This window comes from Rhodanobacter sp. Root561 (genome assembly GCF_001427365.1).
In the GTDB taxonomy this organism is placed as follows: Bacteria; Pseudomonadota; Gammaproteobacteria; order Xanthomonadales; family Rhodanobacteraceae; genus Rhodanobacter.
Window position 1 is genome coordinate 1 of the sequence record NZ_LMGH01000014.1, and the last position, 25,181, is coordinate 25,181.

The window sequence follows — 25,181 nt, forward strand, 5'->3', positions numbered from 1 at the left end:
CCTTCGCCGGGTAGTTGCGCTTCAGCGGTGGCGGCACGTGCGGCGGGCTGGTCAGCACCGCGTGGATCGGCTCGCCCTGGGGCGGGCCGAAGTCGCCGTGGGTGGCGGCGATCGCGGCCGGGCTGGCGGCCACCTCCCCCACCGGCGACACCGAAGACGACTTGCCCGAACAGCCGGCCAGCGTCAACGCACCCGCCGCGGCAAGAACGAGTAACAACGAACGTGACATGGGTTTCTCCCTGTGGTTTCTGGATGAAATCGTAGGGAGAGGTCACGAACCGCGCTTGACGCAAGTCATCTTTGCCGATGGAAAACTGCGTGTGCGTCAAGCCGCCACAGGCACCGAAAATCGCTCAGCGCGGAAGCAGGTTCCTGCCGAGCTGTTGCAGGCGCTCGGGATCACGCAACACCAGCTCGCGACCTTCCAGTTCGATCAGTTCCTGCTGGCGGAAACGGCTGAGCACGCGACTCACGGTTTCCGCGGCCAGGCGCAGATAGTTGGCGATGTCGCCGCGCGACATGCTCAGGTGGAAGCGCGTGCCGGAGAAGCCCCGCTCCTCGTAACGCCGCGCAAGATCGGTGAGGAACGCCGCCATGCGCGCGTCGGCGTTGTGATCGCCGGCCAGCAGGGTGGCCATGCCCAGCTCCTTGCTGATCAGGCTGAACAGCCGCTGCTGCACCGCCGGCATGCGCGTGGCCAGCGCGCTCATCGCGGGGAACGAGAAGCGGCAGAAGTAGGCGGTGTCCAGCGCCACCGCATCGCAGGGGAAGTGGTCCGGATAGATCGCATTGAGGCCGATCACCTCACCCGGCAGGTAGAAGCCCAGCACCTGCTCGTGGCCCTCGGCGTCGACCATGCTGGTCTTCACCGTACCGGCGCGCACCGCAAAGATGGAGCGGAACGGATCGCCGGTGCGGAAGACGTGCTCGCCGGCATGAAACGGCCCGACGTGCTCGACCAGGCAATGGAGTTCCAGCAGCTCGGGCTTGCCATAGCCTTCGGCAATGCAGGCGCCGGAAAACGCGCAGGTGCGACAGAAATGGGTTTCGTCGCCGTCGTCGGCAATCGGATTCGGTGGCTCGGGCAGGCGGCCTGCCGGGTTGTTGCGGCGCATGGGAGACCTTGCAAATCGCGCGAATCGGACCAGGCGCGCTGATGTCGGCATACCGCCACCGGCGCGCTGCGGATACCCCGCGATGATACGCAATGCCGGCCGCCTCTGCGGCCCGGCCCCCCGGTCATGTCGTCGCACTGCCCCGGCGGCGCGCCGGTTTGCGTTCCGCAAAAAGAACAGGGGCCGGCATCACTGCCGACCCCTGTTTGCATTTGGCGCCCGAAGTTGGACTCGAACCAACGACCCCCTGATTAACAGTCAAGTGCTCTAACCAGCTGAGCTATTCGGGCGTGAGCTGCGTAGTTTGCTGAGCAGGCCGCTGGCTGTCAAGACATCACCGGCGATTCCTGCCACTTTTTCTTCAGGCACCGAGCACCCGGTAGCACGGCTCGTACGCGCTGCCGCCGGGAAGCTTCATGCGGTGCTGTGCCACGAAGGCCTGCAACAGCTTGTCCAGCGCACGCATGATGTCCGCATCGCCGTCGATGTCGAACGGCCCGTTCTTCTCGATCGCCTGCACGCCCTCCTCCTTCACGTTGCCCGCGACGATGCCGGAAAACGCGCGGCGCAGGTCCGCGGCGAGCTCGTGCAACGGCCGGCCATGCCGGATCTGCAGCGCGCGCATCGCCTCGTGGGTGGGCCGGAACGGTTGCTGGAATTCCAGCGGAATCTGCAGCGCCCAGTTGAAGAAGAACGCATCCTTGGTGTCGAGCCGGTTGTGACGCACCTTGTCCAGGCCCTTGATCATGGTGCGCGCCACGGCCTGCGGATCGTCCACGATGATCTGGTAGTGCTGCGCCACCTCGTCGCCCAGGCTCAGTCGCAGGAAACGGTCGATCTGCTCGAAATAGGCGGCCGACTGGCGTGGGCCGGTGAAGATCAGCGGGAACGGCGTGCCGGCGTTGTCCGGGTGCAGCAGGATGCCCAGCAGGTACAGGATTTCCTCGGCCGTGCCGACGCCGCCGGGGAACACGATGATGCCGTGCCCGAGGCGCACGAAGGCCTCCAGCCGCTTCTCGATGTCCGGCATGATCACCAGGTGGTTGACGATCGGGTTCGGCGATTCGGCCGCGATGATGCCCGGCTCGGTGATCCCGATGTAGCGGTTGTGCCGGCGGCGCTGCTTCGCGTGCGAGATCGTGGCGCCCTTCATCGGCCCCTTCATCGCGCCCGGGCCGCAGCCGGTGCAGATGTCCAGCCCGCGCAGGCCGAGCTGGTAACCGACCAGCTTGGTGTAGTCGTATTCCTCGCGCGAGATCGAGTGGCCACCCCAGCACACCACCAGGTTCGGATCCACCTGCGGCTTCAGGATGCGCGCGTTGCGCAGGATCTCGAACACGCCCTGGGTCAGCCCCGCGGATTCGTCCAGGTCGAAGCCGACCTGCTCCAGTTGGGTCGACACGTAGACGATGTCACGCACCACCGCGACCAGCAATTCGTTGATGCCGCGGATGATCTGGCCGTCCACGAAGGCCTGCGCCGGCGCGTTGGTCAGCTCGATCTTCATGCCGCGATCCTGCTGCAGCACCTGGATGTCGAAATCGGGGTACTGCTCGAGGATCGCCCGCGGGTCGTCGCTGATGTTGCCGGAGGTCAGCACCGCCAGCGCACAGCGCCGCAGCAGTGCGTGCAGACCGGAGCCGCTGGCACCGCGCAGGCGCGCCACTTCATGGCGCGAGAGCACGTCCAGGCCACCGATCGGCGAAATGCGGGCGCTCACGACGCCGGTTCTGGCTGGCGCACCCTTGTAGGTGTCATTCATTCGATTGCTTCTCCATGGCCGCTCCATCGCGCCCGACCTGTTAGCTTCCTGCGTGAACCACGATATGGTCAAGCATAAAAAAACCGGCGCCCTCGCGGGCGCCGGTTGCGTTTCAAACCCGGGAACGGATCAGAACGTGTACTTCACCGTCAGCTGCACCGCCCAACGCTGAGCCAGATCGCTCGGGAAGGTCGAGGTCGGCACCTGCTCCGGGCTGTAGCTGCCATCGTGGAGGTACTTGGAGCCGGAGATGTCGTAGATGTACTTGCCGTCGGCATCCACGCCGTAGAAGTCAGCCAGGTTGCGGTAGCCCGGGAAGTTGGCGCGCTTCTCGATACCCCAGTGCTTGTTCAGCAGGTTGGTGAAGTTGTAGACGTCGAGCTTGATCTTGCCCTTGTTGCCCTTGAACAGGCCAGGAATTTCCTGACTGAAGCTCAGGTCGATCTGGTTGAGCCAGCCTGCGTGATCGCCATTGCGGCCGGCGGGGCCGCCCTGATGATCCTTCAGGTAGTCGTTCCCCTTGATGTAGTCGTAGAACTGCTGGATCAGCGCCGGATCGGTACCGGTGCGGAACGACACCTGGCCCGGGTTCGGGATGAAGACCAGGTCGTTGCTGAAGCCGTCACCATTGGCATCGTTGCCAAAGGTCCAGCTGTACGGCGAGGCATTGTGGCCGTCATAGAACACGCTGGCGCTGGTGGCGTAATCGCCGAAGAAGCGATGCTGCCAGTTCAGGCCGGCGATCACGCGACGCGGGATCGAGTAGTTCGACGGGCTCGCCTTGTCCTCGTTCGGGTTGAACACGTAGTTGTTGACGTAGTTCGAACGGGCGACGCTGCTGGTACCCGGGTTCACTTCCGTGGCGCGGCTCCAGGTGAAGCCCACCATGCCCGACCAGTCGGTCGAGAACGGCTTCTTCAACGACAGCGCCAGGCTGTCCGCACTGCCGCGGCTGCTGTTGGCCAGGTTGATGGTGCCGTCGGAGAAGGCGCCATTGGCGAGGTAACGCGACTGCTGACCCGACGAACGCGGATCCTTGGTCGGGTTCTTGTAGTAGGTGAAGCGACCATCCGGCAGCACACCGGTGGGAGCACCGATGTTCATGTTCTGATAGTAGATCGCGTCACGCACCTTGATGTGCTGGTAGTCGGCCGTGGCGACCAGGCCCCACCACGGCAGCTCCTTGTCCATGCCCACGCTGAACTTCCACACGCTCGGCAGGCGGAAGCCCGGCGAGACGGTGTTGACCGTCTGCTGACCCGAACCGACCACGCCGTCGTTCTGGTTGTGCGCATCGGGGCTGAACGCGGGCAGATTCGTGTTGCAGGGAGCCCTCTGCGTCGGGCCACAGTTGAACTGGGTCTGCGTCGCACCCGAGTTGGAGAAGATGTTGCCGATCCACACGCCTGGCGGGTTGGAGATGAACAGGCCCGCGCCACCACGCAACTGGGTCAGACGCTCGGTGTCGAAGTTGTAGTTGAACGACAGGCGCGGCTGCACCACGCGGTTGCCGTTGATCGTGGTCTGGTTGGTACGACCAAAGCCGCCGGTGGCAGCACCGGTCACCGGATTGGTGCCCGGCGCCGCAGCGAACAGCGGGTTGTAGATCGGCTTGTCGCTCATCAGCGGGATGTCGACGCGGATGCCGTACTGGACCGACAGGTTGTTGGTGACCTGCCAGGTGTCCTGCAGGAACACGCCCCACTGCTTGAGCTCAAAGTTGGCGGCAACGTCATTCAGGCTCAGGCCATCGGCCGGGCGGCTGTAGCGGTACTGGTAATAGTCGCCATTCGCGAAGTTCTCAAGACCGCTCAGGCCGTTGCCGTCCTCGAACGTGTAGCTGCCGAAATAGTTCTGCAGGAACAGGTTGTAGGTCGTGTCGCGCTCGTAGTCGAAGCCGCCCTTGATGGTGTGGTCACCCGCGTAGTACGTGCCCGCCCAGGCGGCGTTCAGCGTCTTCACGTCCAGGATGTTGGCCTGGTACGAATAGTTGGTGCCGAATTCCACCTGCGCGCCGTCGCTGAAACCGACCGGATAGATGGTGATGTCCGGCAGGGCGCCGCCCGCCACTGGATTGCTGCCCTTGTGGAACTTCGCGTACGAGATGGTGGTGTCGGTCGAGAACGAATCGGACCAGTCGTCGTAGAAATGCAGCGCGTAGCTGGTGTTCTTGGTATCGGAGTTGTACCAGCCGCTGGACAGCACCAGCTTGCTGCTGCTGCCGCCGATGGTCGGCTTGCTTTCCTTGGTCTGGCTGAAGGTGAAGCTGGCACGATGGCTGTCGCTGATGTTCCAGTCGATCTTGCCCAGGTAGCGCTTGTCTTCCAGGTCGGTGTTGCCACCGCCCGCGGAACCGATGTCGGTGATGCCGTACTTGCTGGCGGCAATGTCGCGCACCTGCTGGATCATGTCCGGGGTGAGCCCGTCCACGATGACGCTGGCGCCGCTGCCTTCCGCACCGTAGGGGCTGCCCGAACCGATCTGCTTGCTCTTCTCGGCCGAGATGAAGAAGAACAGCTTGTCCTTGATGATCGGGCCACCGACGGTGGCGCCGCCGGTCCACTGGCGATCGAAGCCATTGAACTTGGCGTCGGCCTCGTTCTTGCCGATCATGTTCTGGTTCTGGAATACGTAGTAGACCGAGCCGTGGAAATCGTTGGTGCCGCTCTTGGTCACCGCATTGACCACGGCGCCCACGCCGCGGCGGGTCGCCACGTCATAGTTCGCGGTGGAGATGTTGTATTCCTCGATCGTGTCCTGCGAAATCGGCGTGGACAGGGTCGGCAGGCCGTTCGCATTCAGGCCGAACGGATCGTTGGCGCTGACCGAATCGACGGTGATGTTGTTGTAGCGGCTGTTCTGGCCGATGGCCGAGAACGAACCGGCGGCGCGGTCGGTGACCACGATGCGCGGATCGAGGCGCACGATGTTCTGGATCGAGCGGTCCGGCGTCGGGGTCGCTTCGATTTCGCGGCTCGACACGTTGGTAGAGATGCCCTTGTTGTCAGCCGAAAAAGTCTGGGCCAGCGAGTTGGCCGAAACGGTGACGCCGCCGAGGTTGGTGGCTGCCTGCTCACTGGCGCCGCCCATCGTCAGATTGACCGGGGTTTCCTGAGCCAGCTGCAGATAGACGTTGTCCTGTTCCGCCTGCGCCATGCCGGCCTTGGAGACGGTCACGTCGAACGGACCGCCCACGCGCAGACCCTGCGAGGAGTAACGGCCATCCGGACCGGTGGTGGTGATCTTGGTGGTGCCTGAGGGCTCATGCACGATCTGCACGGTGGCGCCGGCGACCGGCTGGCCGCTGGCATCGAGCACGCGGCCGCTGATCGAAGAAGAGGTGTCCTGCGCCATGGCAGGCACCGACGCTGCCAGCAACGAGGCAATGGCAAACGGAAGGAGTTTGGTGCGAATTCGGTTATTCATTCTTGATCGACCCTCAGGCTCGCAACGAAAAGGAAACTCAGGTTTGAAGGTCAAAAGCGTGGCTCCGCCCGGCGCAGGCCAGGCAACATCGACACGATCTGCAACCCCAATTGATTTGCGCGGTTCCAAAAGCAGCACGAACCGCAAGAACTCCAGCACGCTGGACCAACCCGTCCGCGGCTTTGTTAAATGATTGTAACGACATTGTATGACATTTTTGTAACGTTTACACGTCACCCCGGCGCGGCGAACCCCTCCCCCGAACGCGAGCACGAAGCTTTCCAAATCAGTCACATGGCGAGCCTTCCCGGGATCGCCATGGCCGTCGTGCGACACCTTATCCAGGGACGCGCCTATACCGAACGGAGAATGTTTGCCGCGGTTTGGCGCACACCAGCCGGATGTCGATTTCGCGAAATCCTCGCGACCGCGTTGCCGCGCCGAAACAACTTGCGGCAGGGGCGAAAGCTCAGGTGCTCGCGTGCAGGAACGAGGCCACGCCGGCCATGAACATCTGCACCGAAAGCGCGATCAGCAGCATGCCCATCACGCGCTCCAGCGCCGTCAGCACGCTCTCGCCGAGCCAGCGAAACAGGTAGGTCGAGCTGAGCAGGATCAGCGCGGTGGCAAGCCATGCCAGCAGCAGGGCCAGCACCCAGTCTGCAGTGCGACCGGGCTGGGTGTTGGTCAGCAGCAGCAGCGCCGCCATCGCCGAGGGGCCGGCCACGCCGGGTATCGCCATCGGTACGATGAACGGCTCGCCGCCACCGGACTTGCCGAAGATGCCGCCGCCATCAGCGGGCGGGAACACCATGCGGATGCCGATCAGGAACAGCACGATGCCGCCGGCGATGCTGATCGACTCCTGCCTGAGTTGCAGCAGGTGCAGGATGTACTGGCCGCCGAACAGGAACGCCAGCAACACGCCCAGCGCGATCAGCAGCTCGCGCACCATCACGTGGCGGCGGCGCTTGGGCGGCACGTCCTTCAGCAGGCTGAGGAACAGCGGGATATTGCCCAGCGGGTCCATGATCAGGAACAGCAGGATGCCCGCGGACAAGGTGGTCATCTGCGCTTCCATCTCGACTCCATGTTTGATCGACGCCGGTGTGGCGCCCTTTCGGTGGACCTGCTGCCAATCAGCCGGCCCGCAGGTCCAGTATCGTGCCGCGCGCCGGGGCGCCCCGCGCGCCCAGCAGGTGGATCGCCGCGGCGGCGGTGGCATCCGGCAACGGTCGCTGCAGCAGGTCTTCGCCGAAGTAAGCCAGCTGCCGCAGCGCCGTGCGCATCGGCGCCGGCAACAGGGCATGCACCCGCAGCGGACCGGTGTCGGTTTCCTCGTGGAGGATCGCCGCGAAACGCTCCAGCGCCGCCTTCGATGCGCCGTAAGCGCCCCAGTGCGCGCGCTGCAGCAACTCGGGGTCGTCCAGCACGAACACCACGGCACTGTCATCGGCCTGGGTCAGCAGCGGCAGGCAGGCCTGGGTCAGCGCGAACGGTGCGTTGACGTTGACATGCATCGCGCGCAGCCAGGCGTCCGGCTTGTGCATGGTGATCGGCGTGAGGCCGCCGAAACTCACGGCGGCGTGCACGATGCCGTCGAGGCGACCGAAGTCGCGCTCCAGCCCTTCGGCCAGCGCGGCATAGTCCTTCGGCGTGGCCACTTCCATGTCCAGCGGGTGGATCACCGGCTCGGCCAGGCCTTCGGCGAGCATCGCGTCGTAGAGTTGCTCGAGCTGGCGCTTGCGCTTGCCGGTGATGACGACGGTGGCGCCCGCACGCGCCGCGGCCCGCGACACCGCCCCGCCGAGGCCACCGTAGGCGCCGGTGACCAGCACCACGCGGCCGGCCAGGATATCGCTGGCGGGCTGCCAGTCATCGGGCAGGCGAGAAAAAGGCAGCATGCTCAAAGCGCGACTCCGGCAACGTCGCTGGCCATGCGCGACAGCTCGCCGGCAGCCTTCAGCTCCTCGATGATGTCGCAACCACCGATCAGCTCGCCCTGGATGAACAACTGCGGAAACGTGGGCCAGTTGGAAAAGTGCGGCAACGCGGCGCGGATGCGCGGATCGGCCAACACGTTCACGGCCTGGAACACCGCGCCGGCTTCGGTCAACGCCTTCGCGGCGCGACACGAAAAGCCGCACATCGGAAACTCCGGCGTGCCTTTCATGAAAAGCACGATGGGATGCGCGGCCAGCATCGCCCTGATTTGCTCGTTGATGTCCATAGTTCGGTGATTCATCTTTACAATGCAGGCAGAGCGCTATTGTATCAGCCAGCCGTCGGCTGCCGTCCGCTGCGCCGACCTTTTTCCCAGCCAACGTCAAGGAGCCTCAACATGGCGATCGAACTTCCCCCGCTTCCGTACGAAAAGAACGCGCTGGAGCCGCACATTTCCGCTGAAACGCTGGACTTCCACTACGGCAAGCACCACCAGGCCTACGTGACCAACCTCAACAAGCTGATCGAAGGCACCGAGTTTGCCGACGCACCGCTCGAGGACATCATCCGCAAGTCGTCCGGTGGCGTGTTCAACAATGCCGCCCAGATCTGGAACCACACCTTCTACTGGAATTCGATGAGCCCGAAAGGCGGCGGCGAACCCGGCGGCAAGCTGGCCGACGCGATCAACAAGGCGTTCGGCCCGGTCGACAAGTTCAAGGAAGAATTCAGCAAGTCCGCCGCCGGCAACTTCGGCTCCGGCTGGACCTGGCTGGTGCAGCGACAGGACGGTTCGCTGGGCATCGTCAACACCTCGAACGCGGCCACGCCGATCACCGGCACCGACAAGCCGCTGTTCACCGCCGACGTATGGGAACACGCCTATTACATCGACTACCGCAACGCCCGCCCGAAGTATCTGGAAGCGTTCTGGAACCTGGTGAACTGGGACTTCGCGGCAAAGAACCTCGCCTGAAGTCCGGCCATCTGAAAACGGGAAGCGGGGCCGCCAGCGGCTCCGCTTTTTTCATGCCTGCGCGAAACCTCGATCAACCGAGCCGATCATCCGCCAGGTGATAGTGCGGGTCTTCGGCGGCGTTCGATTCGATCATGCCGCCCGCCTTCAACAGCAGCTCGGCGCAATCCGGACTCAGGTGGCGCAGCTGCAGTCGTTTGCCGAGCTTCTGATAGCGCTCGGCCAGCGTATCGATGGCCTCGATGGCGGAGTGATCCATCACCCTGGCCCGGCCGAATTCCACGATCACCTGCTGCGGGTCATCTTTGGGATTGAACAGGTTCTGGAAATTGCGGGTCGAGGCGAAGAAAAGCGTGCCCTTCAGCTCGTAGATGCGGCGGCCTTGCGCATCGGTGTGCGTGTCCACCTCGATCTGGCTCGCGTGCTGCCAGGCGAATACCAGCGCCGAGATCACCACGCCCAGCAGCACCGCCAGCGCCAGGTCGGTGAAGATGGTCACCACGGTGACCGCCACGATCACCAGCGCATCCGCGCGCGGCACCTTGCCCAGCACGCGCACGCTGCCCCAGGCGAAGGTCTTCGCCGACACCACGAACATCACCCCGATCAGGGCCGCCAGGGGAATCCGCTCGATCAGCGCCGAGCCGAACAGGATGAAGCTGAGCAGGCCCAGCCCGGCGACGATGCCGGACAGGCGATGCGTCGCGCCGGCACCGACGTTGATCATGCTCTGCCCGATCATGGCGCAGCCGCCCATGCCGCCGAACAGGCCGGTCACCACGTTCGCCGCGCCCTGCGCCAGGCATTCGCGGTTCGGCTTGCCGCGGGTATCGGTCATCTCGTCGATCAGGTTCAGGGTCAGCAGCGACTCGATCAGCCCGACCATGGCCATGATCAGCGCGTACGGAAACACGATGCGCAGCGTGTCGGCATTCCATGGCACATCGGGAAGGTGAAAGCTGGGCAAGCCGCCCCTGATCGACGCGAGATCGCCCACCGTGCGGGTTTCGATGCCGAAGGCATTGGTCAGCACCGCAACCGCCAGGATCGCCACCAGCGCCGAAGGCACTGCCCGGGTCAGCCGCGGCAGCAGGTAGATGATCACGATCGCCAGCGCGACCAGGCCGAGCATCACCCACAGGGTGTGACCCGCAATCCACTGGCCATGCTGCTGGAAGTGCGGCATCTGGGCCAGGAAGATCACGATCGCCAGGCCGTTGACGAAGCCCAGCATCACCGGGTGCGGCACCATGCGGATGAACTTGCCCAGCCGCAGCGCACCGAACAGCAACTGCAGCAGGCCCATCAGCACCACGGCGGCAAACAGATATTGCACGCCGTGCTGCACCACCAGCGCCACGACCACCACCGCGATCGCACCGGTGGCTCCGGAAATCATTCCGGGCCGGCCACCCAGCACTGCAGTGATCAGGCACATCATGAAGGCCGCATACAAGCCCGTCAGCGGATTGACGTGGGCGATCACCGCAAAGGCGATCACCTCGGGCACCAGCGCGAAGGCCACGGTGAGACCGGACAGCGTGTTGCTCTTCGCCTGGGCGAGCGAAAGGGACATGGGAGTTCCTGGAATGATGAATGACCCGACGATGCGCGGCGCACGTCGCTCGGGCCGGCAATCCGACATGCCGTCGGGCCGCGGGAATATCGGGAAGAAGGCGAATGACATGCCTGGCCGGCGTGGGCGTTCGGCCAGGCCGTCCAGGTCGCCGGGTTTCGGACTGCGGCCCTAGGACAACGCCTCGATGGCCGGACGCGCCTGCGCCTGACGTCCCATCGTGTCCGCCATGTCCGCCAGCCGCGCGGCCAGCACGGCCGCCTCGTCGGCGCATACGGTGGCGTGTCCCACCTTGCGTCCGGGTCGTGCCTGCTTGCCGTAATCGTGCCAATGCGCGTCGAGGGTCCCCAGCACGCCGACCGGCTCGGGCAACTCACCGATCCAGTTGAACATCGCCGACACGCCGCGCGCACCGGTATCACCCAGCGGCATGCCGAGCACGGCCCGCACATGGTTCTCGAACTGGCTGGTGCGGGCACCCTCGATCGTCCAGTGCCCGGAGTTGTGCACCCGCGGCGCCATTTCGTTGCCGAGCAACTCGCCATTCCTGACGAACAGCTCCAGCGCGAACACCCCCACATAACCCAGCCGTTCGGCCAGGATGCGGGCCAGTTCGGTGGCGCGCCCCTGCAGCACGTCGATGTCCGGCGCCGGCGCCAGGCTCATCGACAGCACGCCGTCGACATGCCAGTTGCGGGTCAGCGGCCAGGTGCGGAAGTCACCGTCGCGGCCGCGCACGGCAAGCACCGACAGCTCGCGCTCGAACGGCACAAAGGCCTCGAGGATCAGTCCATGGGCCGGTGCCTGTGCGCCGAGCGCCGCCCAGGCCGCGTCGGCATCGGCTGCCTCACGCAAGCGGAACTGGCCCTTGCCGTCATAGCCGAGCCGCCGCGTTTTCAGGATGGCCGGCGCGCCGACCCGGGCCAGGGCCTGGTCCAGCTGCTCACGGGTGTCCACCGTCATGAAATCGGGCGTGGGCAAACCGCATTCGCGGAACAGGGTTTTCTCCGCCAGTCGATCCTGCGCCATTGCCAGCGCCTGCGGCGCGGGAAACACCGCCACGCGCTCGGCCAGCCAGTGCGCGGTCTCGGCGGGCACGTTCTCGAAATCGAAGGTCACCACATCCACCTGCGCGGCAAACTTCTCCAGCGCCGCGTAGTCGGTCCAGTCGGCCACCACCAGCGGCGCGACCTGGCCTGCGCAGGCATCGGCCGCGCTGTCCACCACCAGCGACTTCACTCCCAGCGGCGCCGCCGCCAGCGCCAGCATGCGCGCCAGCTGGCCACCACCGAGTACGCCCAGCACAGGCTGCTGCCGTTCGCTCATTGGCGCGGGTCCGGCTGTTCCAGCACGGCCTGGGTCTGGCGCTGCCGCCAGTTCTCCAGCGCCGTCGCCAGGTCGGGATCGTGCAGCGCCAGCACCGCCGCCGCCAGCAGACCCGCGTTCACCGCGCCGGCGCGACCGATGGCCAGCGTTCCAACCGGGATGCCGGCCGGCATCTGGGCGATCGACAGCAGGGAATCCATGCCATTGAGTGCCTTCGACTGCACCGGCACGCCGAATACCGGCAGGCGGGTCTTGGCCGCCAGCATGCCCGGCAGATGGGCGGCGCCACCGGCGCCGGCGACCACCACCTGGATGCCGCGGGCCGCCGCCTGTTCCGCGTAGCTGAACAACAGGTCCGGCGTGCGGTGCGCGGAGACCACCCTGACCTCATGGGCAACGCCCAGTTCGGTCAGCACGTCGACCGCGTGCTGCATGGTTTCCCAGTCCGAGCGCGAGCCCATCACGACGCCGACGCGCGGCTGCATGCTTGTTCCTGTCATGGCCGGAATGCCCAAAAACGGCTATTGTACGGGCTTTCTCCACCCCGGCACACCCAAGCGAACCATGGACAAGCGCCTGCTAGACATTCTGTGCTGCCCGGTCAGCAAAACTCCGTTGCGTCCCCTGAGCAAGCGTGAACTCGAGGCACTGAACGAGGGCATCGGCAGCGGCAAGGTCGACACCGTAGCCGGCGTGGCGGTGGGCCAGCGGGTCAGCGAAGGCCTGATCACCACGGACGGCAAGGTGATCTACCGGGTCGAGGACGGCATTCCGGTCATGCTGCCCGAAGAAGGCATCGGCACGCTGCAACTGGCCGATTTCCCTGCGGCCTGAGGCCGCAGCACCGGCCTGAAACGCCGGACCGCGCATGACACGGGGGCGTCATTTCGCTTATCGTCAGCACCTGCGCGATCCATTGTGGGTCCTGCCGCACGCCATGTTCCAGGGGTTTGGCGATGAATGAAGCCACCGATACGTCCCGAGTCGTCAGCCTGAGCCAGCGCATGGATCCGGCCAGTGAACGCGTGGGCGAATTGCTGAGTGCGGTGCGGAACATCGCCGGCAAGCACTTGCAGCAGTGGACCGGCAATGCGTTCGAGCACGTCGACGACGCCTTGTTCGACCTGGCCGAAAAGGCCGAGAACAATGCCACCCAGATGCACTATTTCGACGGCATGCGCGAGGTGCGCAAGCGCCGGCCCGCGGTGGAGCGCAGCTTCCTCGGCGCGGTAAGCCGCAACATCGCCGAGCTGGCCCATCCGCCCAAGACGGAATCGATGAACGTGCCGTCGCCGCTCGGTGGCGTAGAACTTTCGCTGGTGGCGGACAACGAACTGGAAGAATCGCTGGCAATCACCAGCATGATCGGCAAGAACGAATCGCGGCTTTCGCGCGACCTGTTCTCGGTCAACCAGCGGCTGTCGGTCATCTGCGGCGGCCACAAGGTGGACGATGCAGGCAATCCGGTGGGGCCGGCCGTGCTGGCGCAAGCCTTCCGGCAGGCCCTGCACGAACTCAGCGCCGACATGCGCGTCAAGCTGATCATCTACAAGCTGTTCGATCGCTACGTGCTGTCCTGCCTCGAAGAGCTTTACCAGGACATCAACACCGAGCTGGTGCGCGCCGGCGTGTTGCCGCAACTGCGCCACGAGATCACCCGCGGCGGCGCCAAGTCGGGGGCGTCGAGCGCGCTGGCCGGAGGCGCGGATTCCGCCAGCGGTGGCGCCGACGAGGCCGGCGATATTCCGAGCGACCTGCTGCAGACCCTGCATGCCCTGTTCAGCGCGCGGCGCCCGCACGCCGGCGTCGGCCTGGGCGCGGCGAGCCTGCCCAGCGGCCCGCTGCCGTCGGCCAACGAGTTGCTCGGTGCATTGAGCGTGCTGCAGAGCCAGATCGCGACCGCCGGTCCACTGCCGCATGCGCAGCCGGATGATGCCGCGGAACTGAGCCGCGAGGTGCTGCAGCTGAAGGGCCAGTTGCTGACCCAGCTCGGCGCCCTGCGTGGCGAGAAGCCCAGCCACGTCGCCACCATCGATGAAGACACCATCGACCTGGTCGGCATGCTGTTCGAATTCATCCTGGAAGACCGCAACCTGCCTGCCGCGATGCAGGTGATGCTGGCGCGCCTGCAGATCCCCTATCTCAAGGCGGCGATCCTCGACCGCAAGCTGTTCGCCCATCGCCAGCATCCTGCGCGGCGGCTGCTCGATTGCCTGGCCGAGCAGGCCAAGGGCTGGTCGCAGGAATCCGACCGCGACCAGCGCCTGCACGACAAGGTGAAATGGATCGTCGACCAGCTGCTGCACGATTTCGACGATGACATGGGCATCTTCGACCGCCTGCTGGTCGATCTGCAGCAGTTCCAGGATGCCAACAAGCGGCGTTCCGAACTGGCCGAGCAGCGCGTGGCCGAGTCCACCCGCGGCCGCGAAAAGCTCGAGCAGGCGCGCCGCCGCGCCGCCCGCGAGATCCTCGACCGCATCGGCGAGAACAAGTTGCCGCCGCTGGTGCACGGCGTGCTGGCGCGGGCCTGGGCCAACCACCTGGTGCTCACCCTGTTGCGCGAGGGCGAGGATTCGCCCGCCTTCAAGAGCGCCCTGCGCTTCATCGACGAATTCATCGCCAGCACGCGCACGCCACACGATGTCCAGAGCCAGCAGGTGCTGCGCCAGATGCTTCCGGGCATCGAGCGGGCGTTGCGGCAGGGCCTGGCCAACGTGGCGTTCCAGGAACAGGACGTGGAGCGCCTGCTGGCGCAGTTGCACACGTACTACCGTCAGCAACTGGGCGAAGCGCTCGGTCCGGCCGAGGTCGTCACCGTCGAGGAAGATGCTGCGATGCTGGCGATCCCCGACAACATCCAGCCGATCGTCGAAAGCCGCAATGCGCAGCAGGACGAACTGGAGGAAGAGGTCGCCGAGGTTCCGCTGGACAGCCCGGAATGGCATCAGGTGCTGGCGCTGCAACCCGGCACCTGGCTGGAGTTCTGCCTGCCCGACGAGGCCATGACCCGCGCCAAGCTGTCCTGGATCAGCCCGATGAGCGGCCGCTACCTGTTCGTCAACCGGCGTGGCCTGAAAGTGGCCGACTACTCGCCTCAGGAGCTGACCGGGCTGATGACCGATGGCCACGCCCGCGTGCTCGCCGCGAACGCGCTGTTCGACCGGGCGATGAGCGCGATCGTGGGCAAGCTCAGCCAGCCCGACCATCCGGCCCCCGCAGATACCACCACCGAATGACCCAGCCGTCGCCGCTCACGCCACCTGCCGCCGATCAGATTGCCCTGGATATCGAACGTGCCCTCGCCGAGGATCTCGGTGCAGGCGACGCGACGGCGGACCTTCTTCCCGTCGATGCCCAGGCCCATGCGGTCCTGACCTGCCGCGACGATGCCGTGATCGCCGGCACGGCCTGGTTCGACGCCTGTTTCCGCCGCATGGACCCCGCAGTGCGGATCGACTGGCAGGTCCGTGATGGTGAGCGCGTGGCGCCGGGCACGGTGATCTGCCGGCTTTCCGGCCATGCCCGCTCGCTGGTCACCGCCGAACGTTCGGCGCTGAACTTCCTGCAGCTGCTTTCCGCCACCGCCACCCTCACCGCAAGCTACGTGGCAGCGGTGGCCGGCACCGGCACGCGGGTGCTCGATACCCGCAAGACCATCCCGGGCCTGCGGATCGCCCAGAAATACGCGGTGCGGTGCGGCGGTGGCCACAACCATCGCATCGGGCTGTACGACGCGATCCTGATCAAGGAAAACCACATCATCGCCGCCGGCAGCATTGCCGCCGCCGTCGCGGCGGCGCGCCGCTCGCACTCCAGCCTGCTGCTGGAGATCGAGGTGGAGAATCTCGACGAGCTGGAACTGGCCCTCGAGGCCGGCGTGGACCGCATCATGCTGGACAACTTCACGCTGGCGGACATGCATGAAGCGGTGAGCCGTACCGCCGGCCGGGTGGCGCTGGAGGTCTCCGGCAACGTCGACCTGGGGACGATCGCCGAATACGCCCGCACCGGCGTGGACTTCATCTCGGTCGGCGCGCTGACCAAGCACGTGCAAGCCGTCGACCTGTCGCTGCGCCTGCAACTGGACTGACCGGAGCGCCGGCCGGGGCCATCGGCTCCGGCGGCTTGCACTGGGTCGGCGGCACCCACACACTGAAGGCATGAGCGACGTCTTCAACCTCCTGCTGCTGCTTGGCCTTGTCGCCATCGTGGCCGCGTGGCTTAAGCTCAGCACTGCCCGCGAGCGGGCGGTGCTGGAGGCCCGGCGCCAGTGCGAGCAACACGGCCTGCAACTGCTTGATGAAACGGTCGGGCTGCGCGCCCTGCGGCTGCGCCGGGTCGATGGCCTGCTGCGGGTCGAACGCTGCTACGGTTTCGAGGTGAGCATCGATGGCCACGATCGCGAACCGTGCCGACTGTGGATGCTGGGAAACAGCCTCAGCGGCCTCAGCCTCCCGGTGATCGAGCTGCTGCCCCACGAGGTCCCGGCCAACCGGACCGACAACGTGGTGCCGCTGCGTCCACGCAAGATCGACCGCCTGCACTGACCGGCGGTCACGCCGGCCCGCCTGCCTCACGCCCCAACGGCGCGGGGCCACGAATCCTCCGCGCTACTTCACCACCCGCAGATGCGGTGCGCTGCGCTTCGGCTTGGAACCCGCATCCTCCGCGCCGCCGGTGCCCGGCGTGCTGTCGTCCGGCTCGGGCGCGGACGGCGGCGGGTCGCCACCCTCCTCGTCGGCGGGGAACATCATGCCCTGGCCGTTCTCCTGCGCGTACAGCGCCAGCACGGCCAGCACCGGGATCTGGATCGACTGGCTGACACCGGAGAAACGCGCCTGGAAGCTGATCCAGTCATTGCCCAGGTCGAGGTTCGCCACCGCCCGCATCGCCAGGTTCAGCACGACCTGGCCGTTCTTGATCACCTGCGGCGGCACCCGCACGCCGGCAAACGTCGCATCCACCAGGATGTAGGGGGTCAGTTCGTTGTCGCTGATCCAGTCGTAGATCGCCCGCAGCAGATACGGCCGATTGGACGTCATTGGCACTACTTCATTCTTGCTCATGGTCCTGCCGCATCGCCTTTTCCTGATCGGTCATGCTGCGCGCAAAACCCTGACTGTGAAACAACCGCTCGCCGTAATCGATCAGCGGCTTGCCTTCCCTGCCCAGATCCACGCCCAGCCACGGCAGTCGCCAGATGACCGGCGCCACCAGGCAATCGGCCAGGCTCATTTCGGGATTGAGGAAGAACTTCGCCGCCTTGAACAGCGGCACGGAAGCCAGCAGATGCTCGCGCAGGCGCTTGCGGGCCGCGTCCGCCGGCCGGCCACCGGCACGGATGATGTCGACCTCGACCAGCCAGTCCTTCTCGATGCGCACGGCCGCCACGCGCAGCCGCGCCCGCGACTGCGGATCGATCGGCATCAGCGGGGGGTGCGGGTAGCGTTCGTCGAGGTACTCGCAGACCACCGAGGTATCGAACAGGGTCAGGTCGCGATCGACCAGGGTCGGCGTGCTGGCGTAGGGATTGAGGTCGATCAGGTCCTCGGGAGGACGTGCCGGATCAACCAGGACGCGTTCGTAGCTGACCCCCTTGGCGGCAAGAACCAGCCGGGCGCGATGACATTGCACGTCATCGGCGGTGGTGTAGAGCGTCAATACGGTACGCGAGCGAGCGCTTGGGACCATGCGCAATTCCCCATCGGTGAGACGACTGCGGCGGCTCGTGGCCGCCGCAGTCGGTTGATGCCATCGGGCTTCAGTGAACGTCCTTCCAGTATTCCTTCTTCAGCATGGCTGCCAGCAAGGTGAAGAACGCCAGGAACAGCAGCACCCAGATGCCGTAATGGTGACGCTCCAGCGCCGCCGGCTCGGAGGCATATTCCAGGAACGTGGTCAGGTCGCGACTGGCCTGCTGGAACTGGGCCGGCGTCAGCTTGCCCGGCTGCGACAGCACCAGCTTCTCGACCCTGGCGTCTTCACCCGGCTTGGCCTCGGTCATCACCGCCGTCTGCAGGCCCTGCAATTCCCACAGCGGGAACGGCATCGACGCGTTCGGGAATACCGTGTTGTTCCAGCCGACCGGACGGCTCGGGTCCAGGTAGAACGAGTTGAGGTACGCGTTGACCCAGTCCGGGCCCTTGGCGCGCACTTCCAGCGAAAGATCCGGCGGTGCCTTGCCGAACCACTTGGCCGCCATGTCCGCCGGCATGTGGGAAACCACGGGTTCACCGAACTTGGCGCCGGTGAAATTGAGGTTTTCCATCACTTCGGCTTCGGTCAACCCCAGGTCGCTGGCGATCCGCTCGTAACGCATGTACTTGAGCGAGTGGCAGCCGACGCAGTAGTTGAAGAACAGCTTGGCACCGCGCTGCAGCGAAGCCTGGTCCTGCACGTTGGTGCCGGCGGGCGGCAGGCCGCCCTCTTCCGACGCCTGCACCGAGGCACTGCCGACGATCAGACTGAACGCCAACGCCACCGGGAAGATGTATCGCTTCATTAGCAGCTGCCGCTTAGTCATGCGTCGTCACCCGTTCCGGAACCGGCTTGGTCTTTTCCCAGCCGAAGTGTGTATAGACCCAAAGGAATGCGAAGAAGCCGAAGTAGATCAGCGTCATCAGGCGACCGAACAGGTTTTCCCAGAACGTCACGTCGACATCGCCGAACCAGACCGGGATCACTTCGGCGGTGATGCCCGCGCCGACCGCACCCAGCGCGATGAACGACACCACGAACAGGCCCAGTGCCACCTTGAAGCCGGTGCCGCGGTAGCGGATCGACTTGACCTTGCCGCGGTCGAACCAGGGCAGCGCGAACAGCACCGCGATGGCGCCGAACATCGCCAGCACGCCCCACACGGCGGAGCCGAGGAAGGACGGGATCATGCGCACGATCGCGTAGAACGGGGTGAAGTACCACACCGGCTTGATGTGCGACGGCGTCGCCAGGTTGTTCGCCGGGATGAAGTTGTCGTGCTCGAGGAACCAGCCGCCGAAGGTCGGCGCGAAGAAGATGATGAAGGCGGCGATCAGCAGGAAGAAGCCCACGCCAACCAGATCCTTCACCGTGTAATACGGGTGGAACGGGATGCCGTCTGCCGGTTTCAGCGCATCCCAGCGGTTGCCCTTGGGACCCTTCTTGATCTCCACGCCATCGGGGTTGTTCGAACCCACTTCATGCAGGGCCGCGATGTGCAGCACCACCAGCAGCAGCAGCACGATCGGCAGCGCGATCACGTGCAGGGCGAAGAAGCGGTTCAAGGTGGCGTCGGCGGGCAGGAAGTCGCCCATGATCCATTCCACCAGCGTGTTGCCGATGTAGGGGATGGTGCCGAACAGCGAGATGATCACCTTGGCGCCCCAGAACGACATGTTGCCCCACGGCAGCACGTAGCCCATGAAGGCTTCCGCCATCAGCACCAGGAAGATCAGCATGCCGAGCAGCCACACCAGCTCGCGCGGCTTCTTGTACGAGCCGTACATGATGCCGCGGAACATGTGCAGGAACACCACCACGAAGAACAGCGAGGCGCCGGTGGAGTGCATGTAGCGGATCAGCCAGCCCCACTCCACGTCACGCATGATGTACTCGACCGAGTTGAAGGCTCCCGCCGCACTCGGGTTGTAGTTCATGGTGAGGAAGATGCCGGTGACGATCTGGTTGATCAGCACCAGCAGGGCGAGCGAACCGAAGTAGTACCAGAGGTTGAAGTTGTTCGGCGCGTAGTACTCGGTCATGTGCGCGCGGTACATCGGCGCCATGCCGGGTGCGCGTTCGTTGACCCAGTCACCGACTCTCGTGAATACGTTGGCCATTAGCCAGCCTCCTTCGGATCCACGCCAATCTGGATGGTGCTGTCATCGATGAAGTGATACGGCGGCACCGGCAGGTTCTTCGGCGCCGGAACGCCCTGGAACACGCGACCGGCCAGGTCATAGCGCGACTTGTGGCAGGGGCAGTAGAAACCGCCCTTCCATTCCGGATCGAACGGCTCGGGCTTGATCTCCGGCACGAAGTCCGGGACGCAGCCCAGATGCGTGCAGATGCCGATCATGACCAGCCATTCCGGCTTGATCGAGCGTCCTTCGTTCTGCGCGTACTTCGGCTGCTGGTCGGCGGAAGCGCCGTCGGACTTGGGGTCGACCAGACGCGAGTCAACCATCGGCAGGGTCGCCAGCTGGGCCTTCGTGCGGTTGAGCACGAACACCGGCAGGCTGCGCCACGATACGGTCAGCAATTGCCCCGCCTCGATCTTGGCCAACGATTGGGTAACCGGAGCGCCAGCGGCCTTGGCACGCGCGCTGGGTTCCCACGACTTGATGAAGGGCACAGCCGCCGACACGATTCCGATACCACCAACCACCGCAGTGGTTGCTGTCAGGAAACGGCGGCGGCCATGATCGACGACTTCGTTCGCCATCAGGCTCTCCGGATTACATTGCTTGCCATTGAGACACAGGCGTTTTGGTGCCTGCAAAAATCGCGTTAGTGTAGCGTCAGGCCCTGCCCCGTACAATAAACGGCATCACGGCGAAGTCCAGCCGCCACACCACTCGCCACGATCGCCGGGACCCATCCTCCGACATGAAACATGCCGCCGGCACGCTCCTGTTCATTGCCCGCTTCGCCATTCTCGGCCTGGCCATGGCCTTCGTGGTCGGCCTGTTCTGGCCGGGCAGCGGCGAACGGCTGCGTGCGCGCTTCGGGCTGACCGAACCGGCGCACGCACCGGCGACCAGCCAGCCCCGGGTCGGCAACGGGCCCGTCTCCTACGCCGACGCGGTGGCCGCCGCAGCGCCCTCGGTGGTCAACATCTACGCCAACAAGATCGTCACCGAGCAGGCCGTGCGGATGTACGACAACCCGGTGCTGCAGCAGTTGTTCGGTGGCCAGCCGACGACCTACCAGCATCGGGAACAGACGCTGGGCTCGGGGGTGATCGTCAACGCCCAGGGTTACGTGCTGACCAACAATCACGTGATCGCCCATGCGGCCGACATCCAGGTGCTGCTGTATGACGGCCGCATCGCCCAGGCCCGCCTGGTCGGCGCCGACGAGGAATCCGATCTGGCCGTGCTGAAGATCGACGCCAGCAATCCGCCGGTGATCCCGATCGCCAGCGAAGACCCGCGGCCGGGCGACGTGGTGCTGGCGATCGGCAACCCGCTCGGGCTCAACCAGACCGTGACGATGGGCATCGTCAGTGCGATCGGCCGCCAGTTGAACAGCTCCAGCGCCGAGGATTTCATCCAGACCGACGCGGCGATCAACCTGGGCAATTCCGGCGGCGCCCTGGTCAACGCCGAGGGCCAGCTGGTCGGCATCAACACCTTGCTGATCGGCAAGGCCGCCGGCGCCGAAGGCATCGGCTTCGCGATACCGGTCACCACCGCCAAGAAGGTGCTGGACCAGATCATCGCCACCGGCCACGTGGTGCGCGGCTGGCTCGGTGCCGACTATGCCTTCGTGCCGGTCGCGGCCAACAGCGGCTTGCCGGCGGCAGCCCGCGGCGCCCTGGTCACCAACGTCTATCCGGGCAGTCCGGCTGCCGTGGCCGGCATCAAGCCGCGCGACATCCTGCTGCGCATCGGCAGCGATGACATCCTCGATCCGGCCAGCCTGCGCCGCTCCGAGGCGGCGCTCAAACCGGGCAGCAAGGTCGAGATCTCGGGCTTGCGCAACGGCAGCCCGTTCCACGTCGAGGCCACCGTGGCGCAACGACCCGCGATGGGCACGAACGCGCTGTCCGGCGATTGACGGCATCCGGCGAGGACCTTCCGGCTCAGGGCGCGGAGCCCGGCCCTCGCGCAGCCAGTGGCTGGTGGATCGCCGCGCCGTAGCGCTTGCGCAAGGTGCCCACCCGCTCCACGTAGACCTGGGTCTCCGCATACGGCGGCACGCCGTTGTAGCGCTGCACGGCACCGGGGCCGGCGTTGTAGGCCGCGGCGGCCAGTCGCTCGTCGCCGTTGAAGTCACGCAGCAGCAGGCTGAGATAGCGCGCACCGCCACGGATGTTCTGATCGCTGTCGAACGCGTCCAGCACGCCCATGTCACCGGCCGTACCGGGCATCAGCTGCATCAGTCCCTGCGCGCCCGCGATGGACAATGCGCGTGGATTGAACGCGCTCTCCGCATGGATGATCGCGCGCAGGAACGCTTCGTCGACCCCATACTCCACGCTGGCGGCGCGAATCGTGTCCGCATACGCGGTCAGGTTGAGCGCCACGCTGCCCCAGCGCACCGTCGAATGCAGATTGCATGCGGCGCAGGTGGCAATATAGGTGAACAGCATGGTGACGGCGCGGCCACGCGTGCCAGCGACCTGGGGCAGGTTGGTGTATTCCACGCTGCCATCCGCCCGCACGATGCGGTAGACCGCACCGCGCAGCACCTTGTCGGCTTGCCCGGCCGCCTTCGGCGCGGCGACGGGAGCCGGTGACTCGCGATAATTCCACTGGCCGGCCATGGCGGCGGCCGGGCTTCCGATCGCGGTCGCTGCGGTGGCCACCGAGCCCTGCACGGAAGCCAGGGACACCTTGCCGGCCGGCGCGGGGCCGATCGGCGTCGCGCTGGTTTCGACCGTTCCCTGCACGTCGGTCAGCGCGGCGGCTTCCACGCTGCCGTCCACCAGCTTGCGGGCCGAGGTAGTCACCACGGAGGACACCCCGGTCAGCGACACCCGCGGCCGCGGTGCCGGCTTGCGCCGGAACGCGGGCGCAGCGTAGCTGCTGATCGCGCGGCAACCGTGATAGCCGACCTTGCTGCTGCTGTACACCGTCTCGCCGTTGGCGCCGGTGCATTGATACAGCACGCCGGCCCGGGCTGACGGCCACCACAGCAGGCCGCAGGCCAGCGCGACCCCGCAAAGGATCGTGCGTAATGGGAAGCCCCGGAGCAGTCGACCGACGCTTCCCCCATGACCTGCGACGTCGAACATGGGCGCAGTGTGCCGCCATGCGTCGCCAGCGCCAAGTCCGCGACGGCGATTTCGTGCGCCATGCGGCGTTCCGGCCGCTGGCCGACGCGTGGCCGGAACCGCGGACAGCGGCACCGAGCTGCCGGCCGACAAGCCGCAAGTGCTTGATCCGGCATGGCGAATTACTGGCAGGCGGGCGCCCGCGCGGGTAAACTGCACGGCTCACACGACGGCACCTCGTGCCTCACGAACCACGGTATCCCCAGTCATGAGCGGCAACCCGACGCCTCCAAAACTCTTCATCAAGACCCACGGTTGCCAGATGAACGAGTACGACTCGGCCAAGATGGCCGACGTGCTGAAGGCGTCGCACGGCATGGAGCTGACCCAGGACGAATCCGAGGCGGACGTGATCCTGATCAACACCTGCTCGATCCGCGAGAAGGCGCAGGAAAAGGTGTTCAGCCAGCTTGGCCGCTGGAAGCAGCACAAGAAGGACGGCAAGCCGGTGCTGATCGGCGTCGGTGGCTGCGTGGCGAGCCAGGAGGGCGACGCCATCGTCAAGCGCGCGCCGTACGTCGACCTGGTGTTCGGCCCGCAGACCCTGCACCGCCTGCCCCAGCTGATCGAACAGCAACGCGCCAGCGGCAAGCCGCAGGTCGACATCAGCTTCCCCGAGATCGAGAAGTTCGACCGCCTGCCCGAGCCGCGCGCCGAAGGCCCGACTGCCTTCGTCTCGATCATGGAAGGCTGCTCGAAATACTGCAGCTACTGCGTGGTGCCGTACACCCGCGGCGAGGAACTCAGCCGTCCATTCGACGACGTGATCGTCGAGGTGGCCAAGCTCGCCGCCCAGGGCGTGCGCGAAGTGAACCTGCTCGGCCAGAACGTCAACGCGTATCGCGGTGCCACCTTCGATGGCGGCATCGCCGACCTGGCGGTACTGATCCACGCGATCGCCCAGATCGACGGCATCGGCCGCATCCGCTTCACCACCTCGCATCCGCTGGAGTTCTCCGACTCGCTGATCGAGGCCTACGCCAACGTGCCGCAGCTGGCCAACTACCTGCACCTGCCGGTGCAGGCCGGCTCCGACCGCATCCTTTCCGCGATGAAGCGCGGCTACACCGCGCTGGAGTTCAAGCAGAAGATCCGCAAGCTGCGCGCGGTGCGGCCGGACATCTGCGTGTCGTCGGATTTCATCGTGGGCTTCCCTGGCGAGACTGCCGAGGATTTCGAGAAGACCATGAAGCTGATCGACGACATCGGCTTCGACCAGAGCTTCTCCTTCATCTTCTCCTCTCGTCCGGGCACGCCGGCGGCAAACCTCGCCGACGACACGCCGGCCAGTGAAAAGCATGAGCGCCTGTCCCGTCTGCAGGCCGCGATCAACGCGAATGCGAAAGCGATCAGCCAGGCGATGGTCGGCAGCGTGCAGCGCGTGCTGGTCGAAAAGCCCAGCACCCGCGACGCCAGCGAACTGACCGGCCGCACCGAGAACATGCGCTTCGTCAACTTCCCCGGCCATCCGCGCCTGATCGGCCAGTTCGTCGACGTGGAGATCACCGAGGCGATGAGCAATTCGCTGCGCGGGCGGGTGAAGCTGGCCGACGAAGTCGCCGCACTGGCGTCATGAGCGAGCTGGTGATCCGGGAAATCGGCGCGGACGAGTTCGTCCGCGTGTGGCCGTTCTTCCAGACGATCGCTGCCGACGGCGATACCTACACCTATCCGCGCGACATCACCCTCGAACAGGCCCGCTCCATGTGGACCACGCCGCCGGCACGCTGTTTCGTGGCCGAACGCGACGGCCAGGCACTGGGCTGTTACCGGCTGGCGCCCAACCAGATGGGTCCTGGCGACCACGTGGCCAACGGCAGCTACATGGTGGCGCCGCAAGCGCGCGGCCAGGGCGTGGCGTCGGCTTTGTGCGAGCACTCGCTGGAACAGGCGCGCCGGGCCGGCTTCAGCGCGATGCAGTTCAATGCCGTGGTGGCCAGCAACACCACCGCCGTGCGGCTGTGGCAGCGCCACGGCTTCAGCATCGTCGGCCAGGTGCCCGGCGCCTTCCGTCACGCGCAGCTCGGCCCCACCGATCTCTACGTGATGCATCGAACCCTGTAGCCAGCGGGCGA

The 25,181-nt window shown here is 65.7% G+C and carries 23 protein-coding genes, 1 tRNA gene and 1 pseudogene; 8 read left to right on the forward strand and 17 right to left on the reverse strand.

The window, feature by feature from the left end; translation table 11 throughout:
- From ASD55_RS14030 to grxD, 8 genes and pseudogenes are all read right to left on the reverse strand, one after another.
- Positions 1-229, reverse strand: a pseudogene (locus ASD55_RS14030) (nitrite reductase, copper-containing); the annotation flags it as partial.
- 124 nt (positions 230-353) lie between these two features.
- Positions 354-1,115: a helix-turn-helix domain-containing protein gene (locus ASD55_RS14035; protein WP_007807994.1), complete on the reverse strand. Its 762-nt coding sequence runs from the start codon at positions 1,113-1,115 to the stop codon at positions 354-356.
- A 213-nt stretch (positions 1,116-1,328) separates the two neighbouring features.
- Positions 1,329-1,405 (reverse strand) — tRNA-Asn (locus ASD55_RS14040).
- Positions 1,406-1,476: 71 nt separating this feature from the next.
- Complete coding sequence (gene ppnN / locus ASD55_RS14045) at positions 1,477-2,877, reverse strand: nucleotide 5'-monophosphate nucleosidase PpnN (protein ID WP_056767020.1); 1,401 nt, start codon at positions 2,875-2,877, stop codon at positions 1,477-1,479.
- Between the two features lie 129 nt (positions 2,878-3,006).
- Positions 3,007-6,303, reverse strand: coding sequence for a TonB-dependent receptor (locus ASD55_RS14050; protein WP_056767022.1), 3,297 nt, complete (start codon positions 6,301-6,303; stop codon positions 3,007-3,009).
- Positions 6,304-6,772: 469 nt separating this feature from the next.
- Positions 6,773-7,372 carry a YhgN family NAAT transporter gene (locus ASD55_RS14055; protein ID WP_056717347.1) on the reverse strand — a complete coding sequence of 200 codons (600 nt, stop codon included), beginning with the start codon at positions 7,370-7,372 and terminating at the stop codon, positions 6,773-6,775.
- Positions 7,373-7,442: 70 nt separating this feature from the next.
- Positions 7,443-8,213: an SDR family NAD(P)-dependent oxidoreductase gene (locus ASD55_RS14060; RefSeq protein WP_082542794.1), complete on the reverse strand. Its 771-nt coding sequence runs from the start codon at positions 8,211-8,213 to the stop codon at positions 7,443-7,445.
- Positions 8,210-8,533: a Grx4 family monothiol glutaredoxin gene (grxD, locus tag ASD55_RS14065; RefSeq protein ID WP_056717302.1), complete on the reverse strand. Its 324-nt coding sequence runs from the start codon at positions 8,531-8,533 to the stop codon at positions 8,210-8,212. The genes ASD55_RS14060 and grxD overlap by 4 nt, the downstream gene beginning before the upstream one ends.
- A gap of 111 nt (positions 8,534-8,644) precedes the next feature.
- Here grxD and ASD55_RS14070 point away from each other — a divergent pair, with 111 nt between their 5' ends.
- The gene (locus ASD55_RS14070) at positions 8,645-9,223 is read left to right on the forward strand and encodes a Fe-Mn family superoxide dismutase (RefSeq protein ID WP_056767026.1); all 579 of its coding nucleotides are present in this window, start codon (positions 8,645-8,647) and stop codon (positions 9,221-9,223) included.
- A gap of 73 nt (positions 9,224-9,296) precedes the next feature.
- Here the strand turns inward: ASD55_RS14070 and ASD55_RS14075 are convergent, their stop codons facing one another.
- The 3 genes from ASD55_RS14075 to purE all read right to left on the reverse strand — a co-directional run bounded on the left by ASD55_RS14075 (position 9,297) and on the right by purE (position 12,625).
- Complete coding sequence (locus tag ASD55_RS14075) at positions 9,297-10,799, reverse strand: SulP family inorganic anion transporter (RefSeq protein ID WP_056767028.1); 1,503 nt, start codon at positions 10,797-10,799, stop codon at positions 9,297-9,299.
- 171 nt (positions 10,800-10,970) lie between these two features.
- Complete coding sequence (locus tag ASD55_RS14080) at positions 10,971-12,125, reverse strand: 5-(carboxyamino)imidazole ribonucleotide synthase (protein ID WP_056767030.1); 1,155 nt, start codon at positions 12,123-12,125, stop codon at positions 10,971-10,973.
- Entirely contained in the window at positions 12,122-12,625 is a 504-nt protein-coding gene (purE, locus tag ASD55_RS14085; RefSeq protein ID WP_056767032.1) for a 5-(carboxyamino)imidazole ribonucleotide mutase, read from the reverse strand. The genes ASD55_RS14080 and purE overlap by 4 nt, the downstream gene beginning before the upstream one ends.
- A 64-nt stretch (positions 12,626-12,689) precedes the next feature.
- On the opposite strand from purE, the gene ASD55_RS14090 reads away from it, so the two are divergent.
- The 4 genes from ASD55_RS14090 to ASD55_RS14105 all read left to right on the forward strand — a co-directional run bounded on the left by ASD55_RS14090 (position 12,690) and on the right by ASD55_RS14105 (position 16,675).
- Positions 12,690-12,959, forward strand: coding sequence for a Trm112 family protein (locus ASD55_RS14090; RefSeq protein ID WP_056717306.1), 270 nt, complete (start codon positions 12,690-12,692; stop codon positions 12,957-12,959).
- A gap of 122 nt (positions 12,960-13,081) precedes the next feature.
- The gene (locus ASD55_RS14095; RefSeq protein WP_056767034.1) at positions 13,082-15,364 is read left to right on the forward strand and encodes a DUF1631 domain-containing protein; all 2,283 of its coding nucleotides are present in this window, start codon (positions 13,082-13,084) and stop codon (positions 15,362-15,364) included.
- On the forward strand, positions 15,361-16,218 hold the full coding sequence (gene nadC / locus ASD55_RS14100; RefSeq protein WP_056767036.1) for a carboxylating nicotinate-nucleotide diphosphorylase: 858 nt from the start codon (positions 15,361-15,363) through the stop codon (positions 16,216-16,218). Before ASD55_RS14095 ends, nadC begins: the two co-directional genes overlap by 4 nt.
- Before the next feature lie 70 nt (positions 16,219-16,288).
- Positions 16,289-16,675: a DUF3301 domain-containing protein gene (locus tag ASD55_RS14105; protein ID WP_056717308.1), complete on the forward strand. Its 387-nt coding sequence runs from the start codon at positions 16,289-16,291 to the stop codon at positions 16,673-16,675.
- 63 nt (positions 16,676-16,738) lie between these two features.
- On the opposite strand, the gene ASD55_RS14110 is transcribed toward ASD55_RS14105, so the two are convergent.
- The 5 genes from ASD55_RS14110 to petA all read right to left on the reverse strand — a co-directional run bounded on the left by ASD55_RS14110 (position 16,739) and on the right by petA (position 20,550).
- The gene (locus tag ASD55_RS14110) at positions 16,739-17,194 is read right to left on the reverse strand and encodes a ClpXP protease specificity-enhancing factor (RefSeq protein ID WP_056717309.1); all 456 of its coding nucleotides are present in this window, start codon (positions 17,192-17,194) and stop codon (positions 16,739-16,741) included.
- On the reverse strand, positions 17,181-17,819 hold the full coding sequence (locus ASD55_RS14115) for a glutathione S-transferase N-terminal domain-containing protein (RefSeq protein WP_007807971.1): 639 nt from the start codon (positions 17,817-17,819) through the stop codon (positions 17,181-17,183). Before ASD55_RS14115 ends, ASD55_RS14110 begins: the two co-directional genes overlap by 14 nt.
- Positions 17,820-17,889: 70 nt before the next feature.
- Complete coding sequence (locus ASD55_RS14120) at positions 17,890-18,630, reverse strand: cytochrome c1 (protein ID WP_056717310.1); 741 nt, start codon at positions 18,628-18,630, stop codon at positions 17,890-17,892.
- Positions 18,631-18,643: 13 nt separating this feature from the next.
- Positions 18,644-19,945, reverse strand: a complete 1,302-nt coding sequence (locus tag ASD55_RS14125; protein WP_056717311.1) for a cytochrome bc complex cytochrome b subunit — start codon at positions 19,943-19,945, stop codon at positions 18,644-18,646.
- Positions 19,945-20,550, reverse strand: coding sequence for a ubiquinol-cytochrome c reductase iron-sulfur subunit (gene petA / locus ASD55_RS14130; protein WP_056767037.1), 606 nt, complete (start codon positions 20,548-20,550; stop codon positions 19,945-19,947). The genes ASD55_RS14125 and petA overlap by 1 nt, the downstream gene beginning before the upstream one ends.
- Before the next feature lie 164 nt (positions 20,551-20,714).
- Between petA and ASD55_RS14135 the strand changes: the two genes are divergently transcribed.
- Positions 20,715-21,887 carry a trypsin-like peptidase domain-containing protein gene (locus ASD55_RS14135; protein ID WP_056767040.1) on the forward strand — a complete coding sequence of 391 codons (1,173 nt, stop codon included), beginning with the start codon at positions 20,715-20,717 and terminating at the stop codon, positions 21,885-21,887.
- Between the two features lie 25 nt (positions 21,888-21,912).
- On the opposite strand, the gene ASD55_RS14140 is transcribed toward ASD55_RS14135, so the two are convergent.
- Entirely contained in the window at positions 21,913-23,067 is a 1,155-nt protein-coding gene (locus ASD55_RS14140; protein ID WP_056767041.1) for a lytic transglycosylase domain-containing protein, read from the reverse strand.
- Positions 23,068-23,314: 247 nt separating this feature from the next.
- Between ASD55_RS14140 and miaB the strand changes: the two genes are divergently transcribed.
- Both miaB and ASD55_RS14150 read left to right on the forward strand, forming a co-directional pair.
- Positions 23,315-24,682 (forward strand): tRNA (N6-isopentenyl adenosine(37)-C2)-methylthiotransferase MiaB, encoded by a 1,368-nt coding sequence (gene miaB / locus ASD55_RS14145; RefSeq protein WP_056717314.1) that lies wholly within the window; start codon positions 23,315-23,317, stop codon positions 24,680-24,682.
- Entirely contained in the window at positions 24,679-25,170 is a 492-nt protein-coding gene (locus ASD55_RS14150) for a GNAT family N-acetyltransferase (RefSeq protein ID WP_056767043.1), read from the forward strand. Before miaB ends, ASD55_RS14150 begins: the two co-directional genes overlap by 4 nt.
- The last annotated feature ends 11 nt before the right edge of the window (positions 25,171-25,181 follow it).

Bases quoted from the DNA above. Each gene is read 5' to 3' on its own strand.
- ASD55_RS14090 (WP_056717306.1), top strand. From the start codon at position 12,690: ATGGACAAGCGCCTGCTAGACATTCTGTGCTGCCCGGTCAGCAAAACT.
- purE (WP_056767032.1), bottom strand. From the start codon at position 12,625: ATGACAGGAACAAGCATGCAGCCGCGCGTCGGCGTCGTGATGGGCTCG.
- ASD55_RS14125 (WP_056717311.1), bottom strand. From the start codon at position 19,945: ATGGCCAACGTATTCACGAGAGTCGGTGACTGGGTCAACGAACGCGCA.
- ASD55_RS14110 (WP_056717309.1), bottom strand. From the start codon at position 17,194: ATGAGCAAGAATGAAGTAGTGCCAATGACGTCCAATCGGCCGTATCTG.
- ASD55_RS14070 (WP_056767026.1), top strand. From the start codon at position 8,645: ATGGCGATCGAACTTCCCCCGCTTCCGTACGAAAAGAACGCGCTGGAG.
- ASD55_RS14095 (WP_056767034.1), top strand. From the start codon at position 13,082: ATGAATGAAGCCACCGATACGTCCCGAGTCGTCAGCCTGAGCCAGCGC.
- ASD55_RS14140 (WP_056767041.1), bottom strand. From the start codon at position 23,067: ATGTTCGACGTCGCAGGTCATGGGGGAAGCGTCGGTCGACTGCTCCGG.
- ASD55_RS14080 (WP_056767030.1), bottom strand. From the start codon at position 12,125: ATGAGCGAACGGCAGCAGCCTGTGCTGGGCGTACTCGGTGGTGGCCAG.
- ASD55_RS14050 (WP_056767022.1), bottom strand. From the start codon at position 6,303: ATGAATAACCGAATTCGCACCAAACTCCTTCCGTTTGCCATTGCCTCG.
- ASD55_RS14135 (WP_056767040.1), top strand. From the start codon at position 20,715: ATGAAACATGCCGCCGGCACGCTCCTGTTCATTGCCCGCTTCGCCATT.
- grxD (WP_056717302.1), bottom strand. From the start codon at position 8,533: ATGGACATCAACGAGCAAATCAGGGCGATGCTGGCCGCGCATCCCATC.
- ASD55_RS14035 (WP_007807994.1), bottom strand. From the start codon at position 1,115: ATGCGCCGCAACAACCCGGCAGGCCGCCTGCCCGAGCCACCGAATCCG.
- ASD55_RS14115 (WP_007807971.1), bottom strand. From the start codon at position 17,819: ATGGTCCCAAGCGCTCGCTCGCGTACCGTATTGACGCTCTACACCACC.
- miaB (WP_056717314.1), top strand. From the start codon at position 23,315: ATGAGCGGCAACCCGACGCCTCCAAAACTCTTCATCAAGACCCACGGT.
- ASD55_RS14075 (WP_056767028.1), bottom strand. From the start codon at position 10,799: ATGTCCCTTTCGCTCGCCCAGGCGAAGAGCAACACGCTGTCCGGTCTC.
- petA (WP_056767037.1), bottom strand. From the start codon at position 20,550: ATGGCGAACGAAGTCGTCGATCATGGCCGCCGCCGTTTCCTGACAGCA.
- ASD55_RS14120 (WP_056717310.1), bottom strand. From the start codon at position 18,630: ATGAAGCGATACATCTTCCCGGTGGCGTTGGCGTTCAGTCTGATCGTC.
- ASD55_RS14105 (WP_056717308.1), top strand. From the start codon at position 16,289: ATGAGCGACGTCTTCAACCTCCTGCTGCTGCTTGGCCTTGTCGCCATC.
- ASD55_RS14055 (WP_056717347.1), bottom strand. From the start codon at position 7,372: ATGACCACCTTGTCCGCGGGCATCCTGCTGTTCCTGATCATGGACCCG.
- ppnN (WP_056767020.1), bottom strand. From the start codon at position 2,877: ATGAATGACACCTACAAGGGTGCGCCAGCCAGAACCGGCGTCGTGAGC.
- ASD55_RS14150 (WP_056767043.1), top strand. From the start codon at position 24,679: ATGAGCGAGCTGGTGATCCGGGAAATCGGCGCGGACGAGTTCGTCCGC.
- nadC (WP_056767036.1), top strand. From the start codon at position 15,361: ATGACCCAGCCGTCGCCGCTCACGCCACCTGCCGCCGATCAGATTGCC.